The sequence below is a fragment of the Intrasporangium calvum genome, from assembly GCF_028446585.1.
Lineage (GTDB): Bacteria > Actinomycetota > Actinomycetes > Actinomycetales > Dermatophilaceae > Intrasporangium > Intrasporangium calvum_A.
The window spans coordinates 1-18,736 of sequence record NZ_JAPFQL010000076.1; the positions used below are offsets into that span (position 1 = coordinate 1).

An 18,736-nucleotide genomic window follows, 5' to 3' on the forward strand; every position below is an offset into this window, starting at 1 on the left:
AGCCCGCGTCGTCCTCGAGGTAGGCGGCGTAGTGGTCCGGGCCGCCCGCGAACGGGTGCCGGTCAGCGAACATCAGCGTCCAGCCACCCTCGGCACAGGCCGCGACGATGTCGTCGACGTCCTGGCGTGACCCCGCGTGGAAGGCGAGATGGTTGAGGCCCGGGCGGGTGCGCTCGTGCTCGGCGGAACGCACGTCCGGCCCCGACTCGATGACGATGTAGACCGGGCCCAGCTGCCACGCCTGCCCGTGGCCCCAGTCGTCACCGAGCCGGTAGCCCAGCCGGTGGAGGAGCCAACCCCACGAGCGCTTGGCAGCGGTGATGTCCCCGACCCACAGCTCGACGTGGTGCAGGGAGCCGCGACGCCCGGCTGGAGCCTGCTCGGCAGCGGGGATCGACCAGCGGGCGGACTTCATGTCGGCCCGACCCCCGTCGAGCAGCCCTCGCACCATCGGCGTGCCCTCGGCCCGCCAGTGCTCGAGGGCGACCGTCTCGAGACCCTGCGGCGGACGCCCGTCCGCCCGGATGACCCGCCACCACGGCACGTCCGAGCCATAGCGGCTCATCACCGTGCCGACGTTGCGCGCGCCGCCCTCACCCAGCGCTCGCGCGATGTCGCCGTAGGCCACGACACGCCCGGACGGGATCCGCTCAACCACTTCGAGGACCCGCTGCGCGTAGTCCTCCATCAGTACTCCGGCTGGCTCGGGTCGATCTCCCGCAGGTAGGCGATCACTCCCCCTGCGACGTTGGCGACATCGACGTAGCCGGCGCGCAGGGCCAGCCGCGTCGCCTCGGCCGAGCGCCCGCCGACCTTGCAGTGGATGAGGACCCGACGGTCGCGCGGCAGCTCGCCCCAGGCGTCCCCGCTCCGGAAGCGGTCGAGATGGATCGGGACGGCGCCGGGGATCGACGCGATGGCGCGTTCCTCGGTGCCCCGGACGTCGACGAGGAGCGGCGGGCGGCTCCCGCCCAGCTCGTCGACCAACTGGCGGACGCTGACCTCGGGGACGGCGCCCTCGCCGGCCGCCGGGGCCCCCGGCACGCCACAGAACTCCACGTAGTCGATGAGCTCGGTGATCGAGGGCTCGTCCCCGCAGACCGGGCACTCGGGGTCCGCGCGGACCGTGAGGGTGTCCCACGACTGGCGCAGTGCGTCATGGACCAGCAGTCGGCCGGTGAGCGGCTCGCCCAGACCGAGCAGCAGCTTGATCGCCTCGGTCGACTGCACGGAACCGATTGCGGCACAGAGGATGCCGAAGACGCCGCCCTCTGCGCAGCTCGGGACGACACCCGGCGGCGGCGGCTCGGGGAAGACGCATCGGTAGCAGGGGCCGTGCCCCTTCCACCACACCGACACCTGGCCGTCGAAGCGGAGGATGGACCCCCAGACGTGTGGTTTGCCCAGCAGGACGCAGGCGTCGTTGATGAGGTAGCGGGTCGGGAAGTTGTCGGTGCCGTCGACGACGAGGTCGTAGTCCCTGATGATCTCGAGGGCATTGGCCGAGTCGAGGGTGACGTCGTGCCGGATCACCTCGACGTGCGGGTTGACCCGGGCGACCGCGGCCTGCGCCGACTCGGTCTTGGGCCGGCCGAGGTCGGCGTCGGAGTGGATGACCTGCCGGTGGAGGTTGGTCAGCTCGACGACGTCGGCGTCGACGACCCCGATCGTGCCCACCCCGGCGGCGGCGAGGTAGAGCAGCGCCGGCGAGCCCAGCCCGCCCGCGCCGACGACGAGGACGCGCGCGGCCGCAAGACGCTCCTGGCCATCGCGGCCGACCCCGGGGATGAGGACGTGGCGTGCATAACGCGTGACCTCCTCGCCGGAGAGCTCACGACCCGTCTTGACCAGTGGCTCGAACGGCATGCCACCACGGTACTGGTCGGTATGGTGAGAACGACATCGTCGTCCACCGTCGCCGACCGGCAGGGTGGTGGGCCCGGTGCGCGACACGAACGACGAGGACCACATGCCCGACGAGACGCCGACCCGGCAACCCGCCCCACTGCCACCGATGCAGCGCGGCCAGCGCCTCCCCCGCTCGGAGCGCCGGGCCCAACTCCTCGAGGCGGCGCTCAGCGTCTTCGTGGAGAACGGCTACCACCAGGCCGCCATGGACGACATCGCCGCCCGCGCCGGCGTCTCGAAACCCGTCCTCTACCAGCACTTCCCCGGCAAGCTCGAGCTCTACCTGGCCCTCGTCGACCAGCACTCCACCGAGCTCGAGAAGCTCGTGCTCGACGCCCTTGCGCTCGGCGACAACAAGGCCCGGATCAACACGATGGTCAAGGCCTACTTCGACTTCGTCGCGCAGGAGGGCGCTGCCTACCGGCTGATCTTCGAGTCCGACCTCGCCAACGACCCCGAGGTCCGCAAGCGCCTCGACCAGGTCGACCACACGTGCACCGAGGCGATGGCCGGCATCATCCGCGCCGAGACGTCGATGGACCACGACGAGGCGGTCCTCGTCGGCGTCGGCGCCTACGGCCTCGCACAGACGTCCGCCCGGCACTGGCTCGACCACGTCGACACGATCTCCAAGGAGACGGCCACCCGGATCACCAGCGCCCTCATCCGGCGTGGCTTCGCCGCGTTCCCTGCGGTCGGCAAGGACGGTCGCCCTGTCGGTGGTTCGACGGCCGCGGGCCGGGAATCGGTCGGGTCGGCCGCTGGTTAAGGTGTCGAGGGGGCCCGAGCCGGTGAGCGGCTGGGCGTCCCCACCCTGACTGACGACGAGAAAGTGGGTTTGACCGTGGAGGTCCGAATCGGCGTGCAGCACGTGGCACGCGAGATCACCTTCGAGACGACGCTGAGCGCGGACGAGCTCGTCGAGGCCGTCAAGGCCGCCCGCTCGAGCGAGGTGCTCGAGCTGACCGACGAGCGTGGCGGTCGCATCATCGTGCCGAGCAGCTCGATCGGCTACGTGACGACGGGAGCCGAGCGCAAGACGGGCGTGGGTTTCGGGGCGCACTGAGTCGCCGTTAGAACCCGGCGATGTGGGTATCTGAACTGTGACCGGCGCGTTCACCTGATCGACCACCAGCGGTGGGAGATTGGATGACGTGATCTGGGTAGATCGGTCACAGCAGAGGCGGCACGCCGCGACCCAATTAAGGAGCTCACATGCTTAGCGCAATCATCGGAGCCATCATCGCCGGTATCATCATCGGCGCTCTGGGACGGCTTCTCCTGCCGGGCAAGCAGAACATCTCCATCCTGATGACGATCGTCATCGGCATCATCGCCTCGTTCCTCACCACCCTGATCCTCGGCGCCATCTTCGGCTACGAGAACGAGAGCGGCGGAGTCGCCTGGTGGTACTGGATCGTCAGCGCCATCGTGGCTGCGATCGGCATCGTGCTCTACGGGCGCATGTCCCGACGCCCCGTCTGACACAAGCCTTTTCGCGAAGGGCCCGGCCGCTCGGCCGGGCCCTTCGCCGTGCCCTGCATACTGCCGTATGCCGCTGGGCTCGCTCCCACGGACCCGTTCCCTCCCCGTGGCAGCCCCGGGGTCGCCCCGTGTCAGGCGGAGAGGCCGAGCCGGTCCATCCGCTTGGTGTGCTCGTCGGTGAGCCGGACGAACATCCGGCCGAGCTCGGCGAGGTCGGCGCCGCTTCGACCTGGAGCCCCCACGAGCAGGCTGGCCAGGGCGTCGCGCTCGACCCCCACCCGCTGCGCCTGGGTGATCGCCTCGCCCACGAGCCGGCGGCCCCACAGCGCGAGCCGGCCGGCGATCCGGGCATCCTCCTCGATGGCGGCCCGGACGGCGGAGACGGCGAAGTCGGCCTGCCCCTGGTCCTCGAGAACCGTCAGGACGAGGGATCTCGTGTCGGGGTCGACGTAGCTGGAGATCTCACGGTAGAAGTCTTGGGCGATGCCCTCGCCGACGTAGGCCTTGACGAGGCCCTCGAGCCAGTCGCTCGACGCGGTCCTGGCATGGAAGGAGTCGACCGCCTCGACGAACGGCTCCATCGCCTGCTCCGGGTCCGCGTCGAGCGCACGCAGCCGGTCGGTCAGGAGCGTGAAGTTGCGCAGCTCGTGGGCCGCGAGAGTCGCGTGCGCGGACCGGTGCCCGAGGGTCGGCGCGAGCTCGGAGTCCTTGGCGAGCTGGGCGAACGCCCGCAGCTCGCCGTAGGCCAGGGCCCCGAGCAGGTCGACGACGGCTTCCCGGTAGTCCGGGTCGGACAGGTCGGACAGGTCGCGATCGGGATGGGACCGCTCGGGCGCGACATCACTCATGGCCGTCAATCTAGCCGCGAGTCGCCGCGCCGGGGCCGGATGGACGTTTGGACGGCCGCGCGGTGACCGGACGGTAGACTGACCGGGACCACGCGGTGCCCGGTCGGCCCGATGACCATCTCACTGACTCCCCGATCGGCCCGGATCACGACTCCTGCACTGAGCTCCCGCAATCGCGTGTGGTGCTCGTGCCGATCGAAAGACAGTGATGACCCAGTCCAACGACACCTCGCACCCGCATGCCCCGGAGGTCACCTTCGGCGACTTCGACGTCCACCCGGACATCATCTCGGCCCTGGCCGACGCGGGGATCATCAACCCCTTCCCGATCCAGGCGATGACCCTGCCCGTGGCCCTGTCCGGCCACGACATCATCGGCCAGGCCAAGACCGGCACCGGCAAGACCCTCGGCTTCGGCGTGCCGATGCTCAACCAGGTTGTCGCCCCGGGGGACCCGGGCTTTGACGAGCAGCCGCGCCCCGGGAAGCCGCAGGCCCTCGCCGTGGCCCCGACCCGCGAGCTGGCCGTGCAGGTGGCGGGCGACCTCGAGCGGGCCGGCAAGCGCCGCGGCATCCGCGTCCTGACCGTCTACGGAGGCCGCGCCTACGAGCCGCAGGTCGAGGCCCTCAAGCGCGGCGTCGAGGTCGTCGTCGGCACCCCCGGTCGCCTCATCGACCTGGCCAAGCAGGGGCACCTCGACCTGTCGCAGGCCAAGGTCGTCGTCCTTGACGAGGCCGACGAGATGCTCGACCTCGGGTTCCTGCCCGACGTCGAGACCCTGATGTCCCTGACGCCCGCGTCACGGCAGACCATGCTCTTCTCAGCGACCATGCCGGGGGCGATCGTCGCCCTCGCGCGTCGCTACATGACCCAGCCGACGCACATCCGGGCGATGGGCGACGAGACCGAGAACGCCCACACCGTCAAGGCGGTCGAGCAGTTCGTCTACCGCGCCCACGCGATGGACAAGGTCGAGATGCTCTCGCGGATGCTCCAGTCCAAGGACCGGGGCCTCACCATCATCTTCTCCCGGACCAAGCGCACCGCGGCCAAGGTCGCCGACGAGCTCGTCGAGCGCGGCTTCGCGGCCGCGGCGATCCATGGTGACCTCGGTCAGGGCGCCCGGGAGCAGGCGCTGCGCGCGTTCCGCAACGGCAAGGTCGACGTCCTCGTCGCGACCGACGTCGCGGCCCGCGGCATCGACGTCGAGAACGTCACGCACGTCATCAACTTCCAGTGCCCCGAGGACGAGAAGACCTACCTGCACCGCATCGGTCGCACCGCCCGCGCGGGCAACACCGGCGTCGCGGTGACCTTCGTCGACTGGGACGACCTGCACCGCTGGGCGCTGATCAACAAGGCGCTCGACCTGGGCATCCCCGACCCGCAGGAGACGTACTCCAGCTCCGACCACCTCTACACCGATCTCGAGATCCCGACTGACGCCAAGGGCTACCTGCGCAAGTCCCAGCAGACCCGCGCCGGGCTCGACGCCGAGGAGATCGAGGACCTCGGCGAGACCGGCAAGCGACACGGCAAGGGCGGAGCGGGACGCTCGGGCGAGCGCGGCCGCTCCGACGAGGGTCGTCGCCGGGACTCGGACGACCGGGCGTCGACCGAGGAGAGCCGCCCGAGGCGCAGCCGCAACCGCCGCCGCACCCGTGGCGCCGGCGCTGCCGCGGCGGGAGCGGGGTCCGAGACGGCGACTGCCGGCGCGTCGGAGTCCGGACCGACCGGCTCCGTGTCGACCGGCGAGTCCAGCAGCGAGTCGACCGGCGAGGCGAGCAGCCGTCCGCGCCGCCGTCGTCGCCGGGGTGGCTCCTCCCGCAACGGCGAGACCACGGCCGCGACGCAGCCGTCGCCGACCCCCACCGACTGACCCCCACCGACTGACCCACACGACACCGCAACACACCCGCTAGCTTCGTGCGCACCCCTGCTACAGCAGGGGCCAGCACGAAGCTAGCGGGTGTGTTGCGTTGGGGGGACCTGGCCGGGCGAGAACTGGCGGGACCCGCGGACCCAGCCCAGCGGCATACGACTGGCTCGTCTCCTCACGTGGCTCGGGGCCCGCTCAGGTCCCCCACACGGCTCTCGTCGTGCTCGTGGCCATGCACCATTGACCGACACACTCCAACGAGAGGGGCTCGAGTCCCAGCGTCGACGAGGTCTTCGACCACGTGGAGCCGTTCCAGCGCCAGAGCACTCCCCCATACTCCGGAGCCAGGCAGCTGGTCGAGGACTGGCACTCCACGACACTCGGAGACAGCTCAGTCGGCATGGCCGTCAGCGACCAGGTCCATCCGTTGAACCTCGCGGAGCCCATGCCAGTGGATGTCGCACCGACCGCGAGGCACGAGCTCGCCGAGGAGCACGAGAGGGAGTAGATCCGCTTGAGCCCGATCGTGCGCACGCTCCCCCAGGCCGTGCCTCCCCACCGAGAGACGGTGGCGGAGACGTCGTCCCACGCCAGGCACATCTTCGAGCTGGGGCACGTGACCTGTGGGTTGGCCTGGGCGGAGAACAGCCGCTTCATCGAGGACCAGCTCGAACCGTTGAAGCGTCGGTAGTCCCCGCCCTGGAAGAGGAAGCAGTTCTTCGTCGAGGCGCACCCCAGCGACCCGTAGTGGTTGGGGACGTCGAACCGCACCGTCGGGCCCCACGTGCCGGTCCACTTCCGGTAGTGGCCCGACTGCCGGCTCACAGCGAGACACCATGTCGAGGAGATGCAGGACACCATGGCGCCCGACGGAAGCACTCTCATCTGGGTGCTCCAGGAGGTCCCGTTCCAGAGCAGGATGTTGCCGAAGAAGTCCGTGCTCAGGCAGCGTGAGGCGGAGGGGCACGCGAGGGTGCCGAGCAGACCCCGCGTGGTGACGAACGTGCGCAGCGCGGACCAGGTCGAGCCGTTCCACCGCGTCTGTCGGCCCTTGCCGTCGACGGCGATGCACATCGATGAGCTCGCGCAGTCGAGGGTGCGCTCCCGGTCCAAGAGGGTGGGCGTCGGCAGCGATGTCAGCTGCTTGACCGTCCACGACGAGCCGTTCCACCGGGCGGCCCGCCCTTCGCCGACCCCGATGCAGTTGGTCGTCGAGGTGCAGGAGAGCGATTCGACGTAGGCGATGATGCCATCCTGGGTGTCGGCCGCCCGTCTCCAGCCGATGCCGTTCCACCGCCAGGCCTGACCGCCGGTCGTCAGGACGCAGAACGACCACGAGGTGCAGGACACCTCGGCACGCACGCCGATGTTTGCGTCGCCCATCCCGGTCACCGTGAGGTCGGTGCCCTTGGCCCGAACGGCGTAGGCCCTCGTTTCGCCCACCCCGGCGGCCACGCAGACGGTCCCTGACGGACACGACACCGAGGTCAAGCGGTCGACGGTCGACAGCCGACGGGAGAGGGAGACACTCGTGCCATCCCAGAAGCCGATGCGCGCTTCTCCTGGGGCGCTCACCCCGCTGACGACAGCACATCGGGTCGAGGAGTAGCAGTCGACCGCGCCCCACGGGAAGCCGGTGTCGAGCAGCGTCCACGAAGCGGAGCGGTAGACCGCCAGGCGGGCGTCCGTCGTCGTCGCGAGGCAGAAGAGGGGTGATGAGCACGAGACGTCCGTGAACGCATGGATCTCCCCATCCACCTGGGGGAGGATGCGGGTCGGCGTGCCCCAGGAGGTCCCGTCGAAGCGCACCGCCTGCCCAGAGGCGTCGACCGCCACGCACCAGCTCGTGCGGGGACAGGAGATGCTGGTCGGTGAGCCGCGCAGGGGCGCAATGGACTTGGGTGACGACCAGCTGTCCGTCGCGGCAACCGATGCCGTGGTGGGCGCTCCGCTCGAGGCCGCGACCCCCGTCACCCCAGCGGTCGTCGAACTCCCCGTGGTCGCTTCGGCCCCCGCTGTGCCGGTGAGGGTCGCGAGGACCGCGGCGCCCACGACGACAAGAGCCATGAGCCGGATACGCATCGATCGGAGCGCAAGCCCCACCGCGTCACCCCCTGACAGAGCGCGGCCAGTCCGCGCGATCGCAGCCTAGGAGCCTGCACCGCGCGGAAACAAGGGGCCGCAGGTCAGCATCTCTTGAGGAGCGCGGCGGCGACCTCGCGGTAGGCGGCGGCGCCCTTGGAGGTCCGGGCGGTCGACAGGATCGACCGCCCCACGGCCGGCGCCTCGGCGAAGCGGATCGTCTTGGGGATCGGCGGGTCGAGCACGGGGACGCCGTAACGCTCCCCCACGTCGGCCAGCACCTCCCGGGCGTGCCGGCTGCGCCCGTCGTAGAGCGTGGGCAGGATCCCGAGCACCTCGAGGTCGGGGTTGAGGATCCGCTGCACGTCCGCGACGGTGTCGAGCAGCTGCCCGACTCCTCGGTGGCCGAGCATCTCGGCCGGCATCGGCACGATGACACCGCTGGCCGCCGTGAGCGCGTTGAGCGTCAGCACCCCGAGGCTGGGTGAGCAGTCGACGAGGACGACGTCGTATGCCGCTGAGCCGGCTCCCGCTGCCGTCTGGCCTTCCAGGGCGGTGCGCAGGACGTACTCGCGCCCGGGGCGGGCCAGGAGCATCGCCTCGGCACCAGCGAGGTCGATCGTCGAGGGGACGAGGTCGAGGCCCTCGTCACAGTGCAGGACGGCGTCGGCGACCGCTGCTCCCTGGGTGAGGACCTCGTGCACCGACGTCTCGACGGTGTCGGGGTCGATGCCGAGCGAGAAGGTGAGGCAGGCCTGGGGATCGAGGTCGACGAGCAGGACGCTCTTGCCCAGCTCGGCGAAGGCAGCGCCGAGGCTGGCGACGGAGGTGGTCTTGGCGACCCCGCCCTTCTGGTTGGCCAGGGCGAGGACGGAGGGGCGGCGGTCTTTCGGCGCGCGGCGGACCATGGCGTCAGTGTGTCAGGTCGGTCTCGGTCAGAGCGCGGAGATGGTCCGTGGCGCCCGCTCGGAGCCCGTGAGAGCCGCCACAACCGCCGCTTGTCGGTGCCCTCAGGTCAGGCATCGGATGGCCCTCTCCGCATCGCACGACGGCGGGCTCACTCGCCCCGGGCCCAGCCCGGCTCGGCGCCGACGTCCGACCGGTCCTCGAGGCCGGCCCAGTCTGACTTCTCCGGCCCCATCCGCTGGCCCTCCGCGCAGTGCGCCCGGAAGTCGCACCACGTGCAGAGCGGCGATGGTCGCGGCGGAAATGACGGGGACTCGACACCGAGATCGGCGAACTCGGCGTCGACGCGGCGCAGGTCGGTGGCGATGGACTCCGCCTCGTCGATCTTGCTCGATATCGACTCGGCGGTGTGCACGTGCGCGACCTGAGTGCCTGAGGGCACGTGGTGCAGCTCGACGCGGACACACTCGCGCCGGAACGTCCGGGCTGCCCCGGCGGCGTAGAGCGCCAACGGGAGGGAGGTGCGGGCGTCCTCCTCGGTCGGCACCTGGCGACCCGTCTTGTAGTCGACGACGACGAGCTCGCCGTCCCGGTCGTCGAGCCGGTCCACTCGACCCGTCACGGCGATGGACTCGGTCCGCAGCGCGACCGACCGCTCGATGCCGACCGGCTGGCGTTCGCGATCGGCGCCTCGCAGGTAGTCGACGACGGCATCGCGGACGCGCAGCCGCCATGCCGCGGACTGCTCGGGGTCACGGAAACCGACGTCGATCCACGACGAGCGGACGAGCTCGGCCACGCCGTCGGGAGTGCGGCGGCCCGGCGGCAGGTCCCAGAAGTCGCGGAGCACGTTGTGCGTCGTGATGCCGACCGACGTGTGCGCGCGTTGCGGGCGGGCCTGCGGCCGGGGGCGGTCGAGATACTGCATCCGGTAGCGGCGCGGACAGTCGAGCCAGGCGAGGAGCCGCGACGGCGACGCCGGGTAGAGCGGCGTGGGCATGCCCGGAAGGGCGGCCTGCCGGCTGACACCCGGCGCGCTCCCCTGCGTCGGCTCCTCCGCGTCTGCCCCCGTCACGCCGTTCACCCTAGGCGGGCCCGGTGACAAAGGCGCGGATCGAGTTGGCGACCATCTGCACGGCGATCGCGGCGAGCAGGAGACCGGCGATCCGGGTCAGCAGCATGGTGCCGCTCTCACGCAGCACGGCGCGGATCTGGCTGGCGAAGCGCAGGAAGACGTAGACGACGAGCAGCGCCCCGACGAGGGCGGCCGCAACCGCGAGGTAGGAGCCGCCGTCATCCGCGCCCTGGACGGCGAGCATCGTCGCGACGATCGCTCCCGGCCCGGCGAGCAGCGGCGTGCCCAGCGGGACGAGGGCGACGTTGACTCCGGCGTTGCTCAGGGAGTCCGACTCCTTGCCCGTGAGCAGCTCGAGGGAGATGAGCAGGAGCAGCAGGCCACCGGCACCCTGGAGCGCCGCGATGGAGATGTGCAGGTAGTTGAGGATGCTCTGCCCGAACACCGCGAACAGGGCGATCACCGTCACGGCCACGAGCGTGGCCCGCAGCGCGGCGGCGGCCCGCTGCGCCCGGGTCAGCGAACCGGTGAGCGCGAGGAAGATCGGGATAGCGCCCGGCGGGTCGAGGATGACGATGAGCGTGATGAACGTGCTCAGGAAGACCGTCGTGTCGAACCAGCTCATGGGCGGACCACCGGCGTCACGCCGCTCGCCTGCGACTCGATCACCGCGAGGACCTCGGGGTCGGTCGTGTGCTCGGCGAGCCGGTTGACCTTGCCGGTGCCGTGGTAGTCGCTCGAGCCCGTCACGACGAGACCGAGCCGGCGCGCGAGAGCCAGCGCGCGCTCGACCTCGGAAGGGCCGTGGTCACGGTGGAAGGCTTCGAGCCCGGCCAGCCCAGCGGCATACATCTGCTCGATGAGCGCCTCCGTGACCGTGGCGCCCCTGGTGCGGGTGAAGGGATGGGCCAGCACGGGGACCCCGCCGGCACGGCGCACCAGCTCGCAGGCGCGCACCGGGTCGGGCGAGTAGTGCGAGACGTAGTAGGGCGACTCGTTGGTCAGCCAGTCGCGGAAGGCCTCGTCGCGGTGCCGGATCGTGCCGTTGGCGATGAGCGCGTCCGCAATGTGGGGCCGGCCGGGCGTCGCGCCCGGCGCCACCTGCGCGAGGACCTCGGGATAGGTGATCGGGATCCCGTCGGCAGCCATCAGGTCGACCATCCGCTCGAGCCGCGTGGCCCGCGAGTCGCGAGCCTTGGCGAGCTCGCCCATCAGGGCTGCGTCGTCGGGATCGGTGAGGTAGCCGAGGACGTGGATCGACGCGTCGCGGTAGGTCGTCGAGACCTCGATGCCCCGCACGAGCGAGATGCCCTCGGAGCGGGCTGCCTGCGCGGCCTCGGCCCACCCTGCCACCGTGTCGTGGTCGGTGATCGCGAGGACGTCGATACCGGCCTGCCGCGCGGCCGAGACGAGCTCGGCCGGCGTGTCGGTGCCGTCGCTCGCGGTCGAGTGCGCGTGCAGGTCGATGACCGGGGCGGCAGGGCTCACGGACGCCAGCCTATGGGGCGAGCTCCCCCACCCCGGTCAGGCCTCCGCGCCCGGCGTCGACCCCGGCCAGTTCTTGTCCGGCTGGGGCACCGGACGGCCCGGCTGCTCACCGCCGCGATCCTCGAGGTAGTTCTCCTTCGGCACCATGACCTTGCGACGGAAGATGCAGACCACCTTGCCGTCCTGGTTGTAGCCGATCGTCTCGACGTGGACGACGCCGCGGTCGTCCTTCGACGTCGACTCCCACTTGTCGAGGACGGTCGTCTCACCGTAGATCGTGTCGCCGTGGAAGGTGGGCGCGACGTGGCGCAGGGACTCGATCTCGAGGTTGGCGATCGCCTTGCCCGACACGTCCGGCACCGACATCCCCAGCAGCAGCGAGTAGACGTAGTTGCCGACGACGACGTTGCGACCGAACTGCGTCGTCTTCTCCGCATAGTTGGTGTCCATGTGGAGCGGGTGGTGGTTCATCGTCAGCAGGCAGAACAGGTGGTCGTCGTACTCGGTCACCGTCTTGCCCGGCCAGTGCTTGTAGACCGCACCGACCTCGAACTCCTCGTAGCTGCGACCGAACTGCATGCCGTCCTCCTGATAACCCACCGAGCGCGAAACGAACGCGTCCCAGCCTGCCTGACGCGCCGCCATCCACACACGGCCGGATGCCGTGGGCTTCCTCACGCTGTCACGTGCCTCACGGGGTCGGCGGGGTCTCCGGCTCGCTCGCGGGCTCGCGCTGCGTCTCGGCGTCCGGCTCGGCGTCCGGCTCGGGGTCGGGCTCGGGCTCGGGCTCGGGCTCGGGCTCGACGCGGGGCAGCTCTCCCGTGTCGGACAGCAGCGGCACGACGACGGCCGCCGTGGCGGAGGGGTCCGAGGGCAGGCGGGAGCCGGCAGCCTGCCGGAGCCGCACCCCGTGCCGCCGGGCGAGGACCAGCCCGGCGAAGTACGTGCCGAGCGAGACCCCGGCTGCGAGGCCGAGCCCCAGCCCGAACGCCTCGGCGAGGATCGGCAGCCCCGCCGAGAAGCCCATCCCGTCGGGCTGGGTGACGAGCAGCGAGATGCCTTCGTAGGCCTTGCGCCCCGGCAGCAGGGGCACGATCGCCGCAGTGGTCACGGCGAGGGCGGAGATGCGGGCGCGCCGCGCGAGGAGCCGGGCAGCCAGACCGATCACGAGCGCCGCGAGCGCCGACGCAGTCACCGCGCCCAGCTCGGCCCTTTCTCCGAACGCGAGGATCGCCCATCCCAGGGCTCCCGCGGCGCCGGCCATGGCGACGGCGCGCCCGGTGGAGTACGACATGACGGCGAAGGCGATGGAGATGACTGTCGCGCAGACGAACTGCACGAGGAGGTTCTCGTCCAGCAGGGTGCGCGAGCTGATGGCGATGGGATAGCCGAGACGGTGTCCGGCGGCCAGGACGACGGAGATCCCGACGGCGATGCCGAGCGACAGGACGACCACCTCGAACGCCCGCGCGCCGGCCGTCACGTAGTAGCCCTCGAGGGCGTCCTCCCCCGCGCCGACGATCGAGAGCCCGGCGAGCAGCAGGACGATGCCGGAGGCCACGACGAGGGATGGCGACACCTCCCCGAAGAAGGTCAGGCCGGCAGCCTGGCCGGCGACGACGAGAGTCGCGACGACGGTGGGGATCGCCGCGCCGAGGGCCTGGGCGAAGAACGAGGAGATCCCGAGTTTGCCGAGCCACTCGTTGGCCCGCGTGACGAGGGCCGCCGTGACGAAGCTGAGCAGGATGATGAACCAGCCCGCGCCGAGGAGGCCCGCGGCTCCGGCCGCGAGCGCCGCGCCGGCGATGGTGACGACCCAGCGGCGGTAGGGATGGGGCGCGGTGATGACGGCGTCGAAGCGGACCCGGGCCTCGTCGACGTCGAGGGGCTCCTGGCTGAGGGCCACGATGAGGGCGCGCAGGCGCTCGAGCCGGGTGTAGTCCTGCACGCGGAATCGCACGATCCGCAGCACGGTGATGGGGTCGGCGTCGGCGCCACGGTGGTAGGAGACGGTGACGGACGTGTAGGTGACGTCGACGTGGACGTTCGCCAGCCCGTAGGCGCGGGTCAGGAGCAGCACGGTCGCGGTGACGTCGGCGGCGGCCGCCCCGGTGGCGAGCATGGCGACCCCGGCGCGCATGGCGAGGTCGATGACGGCTCGGGCGGTCTGCCGGTCGACGTCGTCCGGGGAGTTCCAGAGCGGGATCTCGTCGGTCGGGGGGCCGCTCGGCCGCATCGCGCGCCGCGTGCTCGCGCGCAGGGACGGCAGCGAGGGCAGGGCCGGCGCCGGGCCGGGGTGGGCAGGGGTGCTCGGTCGGCGGGGTCCGTCGGGTCGGGGCACAGACCGACCGTATGTCCGGGCCCGTCGGGGCCGCCAGTTCCCCCGCGCGTGTTCGGCGGGGAATCGGTTTCAGGCTGCGCGCCGTGACGTGGAACCATGGCGAGGTGAACAGCGAACAGCAGAAGCAGAGCGAGAACCGGTCGCGGCCCACCACCGACGAGTTCCGCGCGTTCGTCGCGTCCGGCTGGGCTCCGCGGGGCGCCGGCATCCCCGAGCAGGCCGCAGTCGTGCCGTATGCCGCTGAGCGCCGTGCCGCTGTCAGCGCCGCCTTCCCGGGTGAGCGGGTCGTCATCCCTGCAGGTGGGCTCAAGGTGCGCAGCAACGACACCGACTACGTCTTCCGGCCACACAGCGCGTTCGCCCACCTGACCGGACTCGGCAGCGACCGCGAGCCGGACGCCGTCCTCGTCCTCGAGCCGATCGGCGACGCCCACGGTGAGAGCGACGCGCCGGGGCACGAGGCGGTCCTCTACTTCCGGCCGCTGGCAGGGCGGGACACCGACGAGTTCTTCGGCGACGCCCGCTACGGCGAGTTCTGGGTCGGGGCACGGCCGACCATCGACGACGTCGAGGCCGAGCTCGGCGTCACCGGCCGGCACATCGACGAGTTCGCCGACGCCGTGGCCAAGGATGCCGGCGAGATCACCGTCCGGGTCGTGCGCGAGGCCGACTCAGCCGTCGCCGCCCTCGTCGACCGGGCTCGGGCCGTGGCGACTGAAGGCGCTGACCAGGCAGCGGCCGATCAGCGCGTCGAGGCCCAGCACCAGGCGGACGACGAGCTCTCCGCGTTCCTGTCCAACCTGCGGATGATCAAGGACGACTGGGAGATCGACGAGATGCGCTCGGCGGTCGAGGGGACGCACCGCGGCTTCGACGCGGTCATCGCCGACCTGCCCGAGGCGGTCCGTCGCGGCCGCGGCGAGCGCTGGGTCGAGGGCGTGTTCGGTCTCCACGCCCGGCACCACGGCAACGGGGTGGGCTACGACTCGATCTGCGCGAGCGGTGACCACGCCAACACGCTGCACTGGATCAAGAACACCGGCGACATCCGGGAGGGCGACCTGCTGCTGCTCGACGCCGGGGTCGAGGTCGACTCGCTCTTCACCGCCGACATCACCCGCACCCTGCCGGTCAGCGGCCGGTTCACCGACGCGCAGCGCAGGATCTACGACGCGGTGTACGCCGCGCAGGAGGCCGGCATCGCGGCGTGCAAGCCGGGCAACACGTTCAGCGACATCCACGCCGCCGCGATCAGAGTGATCGCCGAGCACCTCCACGAGTGGGGCCTGCTGCCCGAGGGCATCGACGTCGAGGCGACCCTCGACAAGGAGCACGGCCAGTACCACCGCCGCTGGATGGTCCACGGCACGAGCCACCACCTCGGCATTGACGTCCACGACTGTGCCCTCGCGACGCGGGAGCAGTACATGGACGCCGAGCTCAGACCGGGCATGATCCTCACGGTCGAGCCGGGCCTCTACTTCAAGGCGGACGACCTGCTCGCCCCCGAGGAGTTCCGGGGCAACGGCGTGCGGATCGAGGACGACATCCTCATCACCGAGGACGGCTGCGAGAACCTCTCGGCCGCGATGCCGCGGACCGCCGACGACGTCGAGGCGTGGATCGCCCGGATCTGGGCCGAGCGCAGCTGACGCGGCTCACGGTCGCGGCGTGACGGGGCGGTCGGGCTCGCTCTGCGGCTGGTCCCGCGGCGCGACCCCGCCGCCCTCGCTGGCCGACCCGCCCTCGCTGGCCGACCCGCCCTCGGTCACCGGCGCGCCCTCGCTCACCGACCCGTCGGAGGACACCGGCTGGTCGGGGTCGGGCGCCGGGATCGGCGGGCTCCACTTCTCGACGAGGTCGACGAGGCCGCCCACCTCGGCAGACTCGACTCCGCCGCCCAGGACGGGCGGCCGGCAGGACGGGGTCACGCCCACGTGGACGCTCGGCCCCTCCGGGTAGGCGAGGACGAGCCGGAAGGCGTCGCCGGCCGCGGGGTCCGCGCCCTCGCAGTAGCCAACCGTCGGCCGCACCGGCAGTGCCCGCAGCTCGGCGACCACCTGCTGGCTCTGCTCACTGTCGAGCTCGGTCTCCTGCCACGCCCCGGTGACGGTTTGGCGGCACACCGTCACGGTGGGGTTGCCGTCGGGCGCGAGGCTGCGGTCGTCGCCGAGCCGCCCGTGGGACCAGCCCGCACACCCGTCCTGCTTCGGGAGGGTCCGCGGCTGGCCGGCATGCTCGCCGTAGAGCTGCTCGAGGGTGACCCCGACCGGTGCGCGCGAAGTGAAGTCCCCGTTCGTCGCGCCGGAGCACGAGTTGGCGTCCGCCTTGGCCGCGACCCACACGATCGCGTCGTCGTAGGTGGCCGCGACGAGGTGGACCCACTCGTTGCCGGCCATCGCCGTGCAGGCCCGCCCCTCGGTCGACCCGCGCGGCGCCCACGTCAGCAGCTCGACGACGGTGTCGCGCTCGCCCATTGGGACCACGATCCGGGTCTCGAGCGCGAAGGGCGCCGTCAGGCCGCCGGTCTCGATGTCGAGCACGGGATAGCGGCAGACGACGAGCGAGTCGGGACGCCGGTCCGGCAACAGGCGGGCGTTGCCGTCCACCCCTTGCGGCATCTCGGGCACCGTGGTGCCCCGGTCGTCGGCGATCGTCGCGGGGCACTCGAGCGCGCCGTCGGCCGCGAGCGGCTGGCTCGTCACCGGACGCAGTGGTCCCTGCGTGGGCGGGTCGGCCGGGTTCTGCGCCGTGCCGCACGCGGCCAGGGCGACCGCCAGCACCGCACCTCGGACGACGATGCCGGCTGATCGGCGCGACGACGCTCGCATGGCACACCTCCGGGCTCGGCTCCTCACCCGAAGAGACCCCCGTCGGGCCAGAAACGTTCCCTCCTCAGCACCGGCTGAGGGTGCGGCTCAGGCCTCCGTCCGGTCCGACGGGGGACGGGTCTCGGTCTCGGTCCCGCCCCAGGCCGACGGCCCGGTCGGGAGGACGTTCGCCTTGGCCAGGATGTCCCGGGCCTGCTGGGCGACCTTGTGCTCGGTGAAGACCTCGTACTTCGTCGCCACCACCTGGCTCACCGACGAGAAGTCACGCGTCCCCTTGGTGAATGCATAGCCCACCAACGACCAGATCAGCCCGAAGAGCACGCCCCAGAGGGCCGTCGCGAGCAGCAGCGCGAAGGCACTCGTCCGCTCGCTGAACAGGGAGAAGATCAGGCCGACGAACAGACCCAGCCAGAGACCTGAGAGCGCACCGCCGAGCGCCACGCGGCCCCAGGTCAGCCGGGCCGTGACGCGCTCCACCTGCTTGAGGTCCGTGCCGACGATCAAGCAGTTCTCGACCGGGAACCCGTTGTCGGACAGCACGTCGACGGCCTTCTGGGCCTGCTCGTACTTCTCGAACGTCCCGAGGGACATGGGGTAGTCGAGGGAGAGTGTCGCGAAGCCGGGGCGAGCCCCCGGACCTTTCGGTTGCAGGCTCATGCCCTCATCCTCGCACTTTCCCGAGGCGGGTCGCGGGACCTCAGCCCTTGAGCTTGTAGTCCTCGAGCAGGCGTCGGCCGATGATCATCCGCTGGATGTCGGCGGTGCCCTCGCCGATGAGGAGCATCGGCGCCTCCCGGTAGAGGCGCTCGATCTCGTACTCCTTGGAGTAGCCGTAGCCGCCGTGGATCCGGAAGCTGTCCTCGACCACCTGGGCGCAGTTCTCGGAGGCGAGGTACTTCGCCATGCCGGCCTCGAGGTCGTTGCGCTCGCCGGAGTCCTTCTTCCGGGCGGCCTTGACCATCATCTCGTGGGCGGCCTCGACCTTGACGGCCATGTCGGCGAGCCGGAAGAGGACCGCCTGGTGCTCGACGATCTTCTTGCCGAACGTCTCCCGCTGCTGCGCGTAGGAGATGCCGAGCTCGAAGGCCCGGCGGGCGACGCCGCAGCCGCGGGCCGCCACGTTGACCCGGCCCACCTCGACACCGTCCATCATCTGGTAGAAGCCCTTGCCCGGCTCGCCACCGAGGATCTGCGCGTCGGTCGTGCGGTGGCCGTCGAGGACGAGCTCCGTCGTGTCGACGCCCTTGTAGCCCATCTTGTCGATCTTGCCGGGGACCGTGATCCCCTGGGCGGTCTCACCGAAGCCGGACTCCTTCTCGATGAGGAAGGTCGTCATGTTCTTGTAGACCGAGTCGGCGCCCGTGTCCGTCTTGACGAGGACGGCGACGAGGTTGGCCGATCCGCCGTTGGTGAGCCACATCTTCTGGCCGTTGATCGTCCACTCGCCGTCGTCGCCCTGCACGGCCTTGGTCTTGATCGCCGAGACGTCCGAGCCGCAGCCGGGCTCGCTCATCGAGAAGGCGCCGCGGATCTCACCCGTCGCCATCCTCGGCAGGTAGCGCTGCTTCTGCTCCTCCGTGCCGTGCTGGAGGATCATGTAGGCGACGATGAAGTGGGTGTTGACGATGCCGCTCACGGACATCCAGCCGCGCGAGATCTCCTCGACGCAGAGCGCGTAGGTCAGCAGCGACTCGCCCAGGCCGCCGTACTCCTCGGGGATCATCAGCCCGAAGATCCCCATCTCCTTCATCTGGTCGACGATGGCCTGCGGGTACTCGTCGCGGTGCTCGAGCTCGGTGGCGACGGGGAGGATCTGCTCGTCGACGAACTCGCGCACGAGCTTGAGCAGCTCGGTCTGCTCCTCGGTGAGGCCTTCGGTCTGCTGGAGTCGGG

At 71.0% G+C, this 18,736-nt stretch carries 18 protein-coding genes; 5 read left to right on the forward strand and 13 right to left on the reverse strand.

Annotation, left to right across the window (positions count from 1 at the left end):
• Both OO014_RS19320 and moeB read right to left on the reverse strand, forming a co-directional pair.
• Nucleotides 1–688: MGMT family protein (locus OO014_RS19320; protein WP_334685050.1), on the reverse strand; the 688-nt coding region annotated here is incomplete at its 3' end.
• Nucleotides 688–1,866, reverse strand: a complete 1,179-nt coding sequence (moeB, locus tag OO014_RS15240; RefSeq protein WP_272463175.1) for a molybdopterin-synthase adenylyltransferase MoeB — start codon at nt 1,864–1,866, stop codon at nt 688–690. The genes OO014_RS19320 and moeB, both read right to left, overlap by 1 nt.
• Before the next feature lie 103 nt (nt 1,867–1,969).
• On the opposite strand from moeB, the gene OO014_RS15245 reads away from it, so the two are divergent.
• From OO014_RS15245 to OO014_RS15255, 3 genes are all read left to right on the forward strand, one after another.
• A complete protein-coding gene (locus tag OO014_RS15245; protein ID WP_272463192.1) occupies nt 1,970–2,677 on the forward strand; it encodes a TetR/AcrR family transcriptional regulator in 708 nt (235 codons plus the stop codon).
• 75 nt (nt 2,678–2,752) lie between these two features.
• On the forward strand, nt 2,753–2,974 hold the full coding sequence (locus OO014_RS15250) for a DUF3107 domain-containing protein (protein WP_272463176.1): 222 nt from the start codon (nt 2,753–2,755) through the stop codon (nt 2,972–2,974).
• Nucleotides 2,975–3,123: 149 nt separating this feature from the next.
• Complete coding sequence (locus OO014_RS15255) at nt 3,124–3,393, forward strand: GlsB/YeaQ/YmgE family stress response membrane protein (protein ID WP_272463177.1); 270 nt, start codon at nt 3,124–3,126, stop codon at nt 3,391–3,393.
• 131 nt (nt 3,394–3,524) lie between these two features.
• Here OO014_RS15255 and OO014_RS15260 read toward each other — a convergent pair whose 3' ends face one another.
• Nucleotides 3,525–4,241: a ferritin-like fold-containing protein gene (locus tag OO014_RS15260; RefSeq protein WP_272463178.1), complete on the reverse strand. Its 717-nt coding sequence runs from the start codon at nt 4,239–4,241 to the stop codon at nt 3,525–3,527.
• 208 nt (nt 4,242–4,449) lie between these two features.
• Between OO014_RS15260 and OO014_RS15265 the strand changes: the two genes are divergently transcribed.
• The gene (locus OO014_RS15265; RefSeq protein WP_272463179.1) at nt 4,450–6,120 is read left to right on the forward strand and encodes a DEAD/DEAH box helicase; all 1,671 of its coding nucleotides are present in this window, start codon (nt 4,450–4,452) and stop codon (nt 6,118–6,120) included.
• Between the two features lie 195 nt (nt 6,121–6,315).
• Here the strand turns inward: OO014_RS15265 and OO014_RS15270 are convergent, their stop codons facing one another.
• From OO014_RS15270 to OO014_RS15300, 7 genes are all read right to left on the reverse strand, one after another.
• On the reverse strand, nt 6,316–8,202 hold the full coding sequence (locus tag OO014_RS15270) for a hypothetical protein (RefSeq protein WP_272463180.1): 1,887 nt from the start codon (nt 8,200–8,202) through the stop codon (nt 6,316–6,318).
• Nucleotides 8,203–8,306: 104 nt separating this feature from the next.
• Nucleotides 8,307–9,110 carry a ParA family protein gene (locus OO014_RS15275; RefSeq protein ID WP_272463181.1) on the reverse strand — a complete coding sequence of 268 codons (804 nt, stop codon included), beginning with the start codon at nt 9,108–9,110 and terminating at the stop codon, nt 8,307–8,309.
• Nucleotides 9,111–9,259: 149 nt separating this feature from the next.
• Nucleotides 9,260–10,183 (reverse strand): RecB family exonuclease, encoded by a 924-nt coding sequence (locus tag OO014_RS15280; protein WP_272463182.1) that lies wholly within the window; start codon nt 10,181–10,183, stop codon nt 9,260–9,262.
• Between the two features lie 10 nt (nt 10,184–10,193).
• Complete coding sequence (locus tag OO014_RS15285; protein WP_272463183.1) at nt 10,194–10,808, reverse strand: MarC family protein; 615 nt, start codon at nt 10,806–10,808, stop codon at nt 10,194–10,196.
• Nucleotides 10,805–11,671, reverse strand: coding sequence for a PHP domain-containing protein (locus OO014_RS15290; RefSeq protein WP_272463184.1), 867 nt, complete (start codon nt 11,669–11,671; stop codon nt 10,805–10,807). The genes OO014_RS15285 and OO014_RS15290 overlap by 4 nt, the downstream gene beginning before the upstream one ends.
• A 36-nt stretch (nt 11,672–11,707) precedes the next feature.
• Nucleotides 11,708–12,250 carry a MaoC family dehydratase gene (locus OO014_RS15295; RefSeq protein ID WP_272463185.1) on the reverse strand — a complete coding sequence of 181 codons (543 nt, stop codon included), beginning with the start codon at nt 12,248–12,250 and terminating at the stop codon, nt 11,708–11,710.
• 112 nt (nt 12,251–12,362) lie between these two features.
• Nucleotides 12,363–14,012, reverse strand: coding sequence for a threonine/serine ThrE exporter family protein (locus OO014_RS15300; RefSeq protein ID WP_272463186.1), 1,650 nt, complete (start codon nt 14,010–14,012; stop codon nt 12,363–12,365).
• A 104-nt stretch (nt 14,013–14,116) separates the two neighbouring features.
• On the opposite strand from OO014_RS15300, the gene OO014_RS15305 reads away from it, so the two are divergent.
• Entirely contained in the window at nt 14,117–15,664 is a 1,548-nt protein-coding gene (locus tag OO014_RS15305) for an aminopeptidase P family protein (RefSeq protein WP_420485524.1), read from the forward strand.
• Between the two features lie 6 nt (nt 15,665–15,670).
• Here OO014_RS15305 and OO014_RS15310 read toward each other — a convergent pair whose 3' ends face one another.
• The 3 genes from OO014_RS15310 to OO014_RS15320 form a co-directional block, all read right to left on the reverse strand.
• Nucleotides 15,671–16,843: a hypothetical protein gene (locus OO014_RS15310; protein ID WP_272463188.1), complete on the reverse strand. Its 1,173-nt coding sequence runs from the start codon at nt 16,841–16,843 to the stop codon at nt 15,671–15,673.
• Nucleotides 16,844–16,930: 87 nt separating this feature from the next.
• Entirely contained in the window at nt 16,931–17,500 is a 570-nt protein-coding gene (locus tag OO014_RS15315; protein ID WP_272463189.1) for a general stress protein, read from the reverse strand.
• Nucleotides 17,501–17,540: 40 nt separating this feature from the next.
• Nucleotides 17,541–18,736 (reverse strand): acyl-CoA dehydrogenase family protein (locus OO014_RS15320; RefSeq protein WP_272463190.1); only part of this gene is annotated, 1,196 nt, incomplete at its 5' end.

Excerpts from the sequence above, each read along its gene's own strand:
- OO014_RS15285 (WP_272463183.1), bottom strand. The coding sequence starts at position 10,808 with ATGAGCTGGTTCGACACGACGGTCTTCCTGAGCACGTTCATCACGCTC.
- OO014_RS15275 (WP_272463181.1), bottom strand. The coding sequence starts at position 9,110 with ATGGTCCGCCGCGCGCCGAAAGACCGCCGCCCCTCCGTCCTCGCCCTG.
- OO014_RS15270 (WP_272463180.1), bottom strand. The coding sequence starts at position 8,202 with ATGCGTATCCGGCTCATGGCTCTTGTCGTCGTGGGCGCCGCGGTCCTC.
- OO014_RS15315 (WP_272463189.1), bottom strand. The coding sequence starts at position 17,500 with ATGAGCCTGCAACCGAAAGGTCCGGGGGCTCGCCCCGGCTTCGCGACA.
- OO014_RS15260 (WP_272463178.1), bottom strand. The coding sequence starts at position 4,241 with ATGAGTGATGTCGCGCCCGAGCGGTCCCATCCCGATCGCGACCTGTCC.
- OO014_RS15245 (WP_272463192.1), top strand. The coding sequence starts at position 1,970 with ATGCCCGACGAGACGCCGACCCGGCAACCCGCCCCACTGCCACCGATG.
- OO014_RS15255 (WP_272463177.1), top strand. The coding sequence starts at position 3,124 with ATGCTTAGCGCAATCATCGGAGCCATCATCGCCGGTATCATCATCGGC.
- OO014_RS15265 (WP_272463179.1), top strand. The coding sequence starts at position 4,450 with ATGACCCAGTCCAACGACACCTCGCACCCGCATGCCCCGGAGGTCACC.
- moeB (WP_272463175.1), bottom strand. The coding sequence starts at position 1,866 with ATGCCGTTCGAGCCACTGGTCAAGACGGGTCGTGAGCTCTCCGGCGAG.
- OO014_RS15310 (WP_272463188.1), bottom strand. The coding sequence starts at position 16,843 with ATGCGAGCGTCGTCGCGCCGATCAGCCGGCATCGTCGTCCGAGGTGCG.
- OO014_RS15295 (WP_272463185.1), bottom strand. The coding sequence starts at position 12,250 with ATGCAGTTCGGTCGCAGCTACGAGGAGTTCGAGGTCGGTGCGGTCTAC.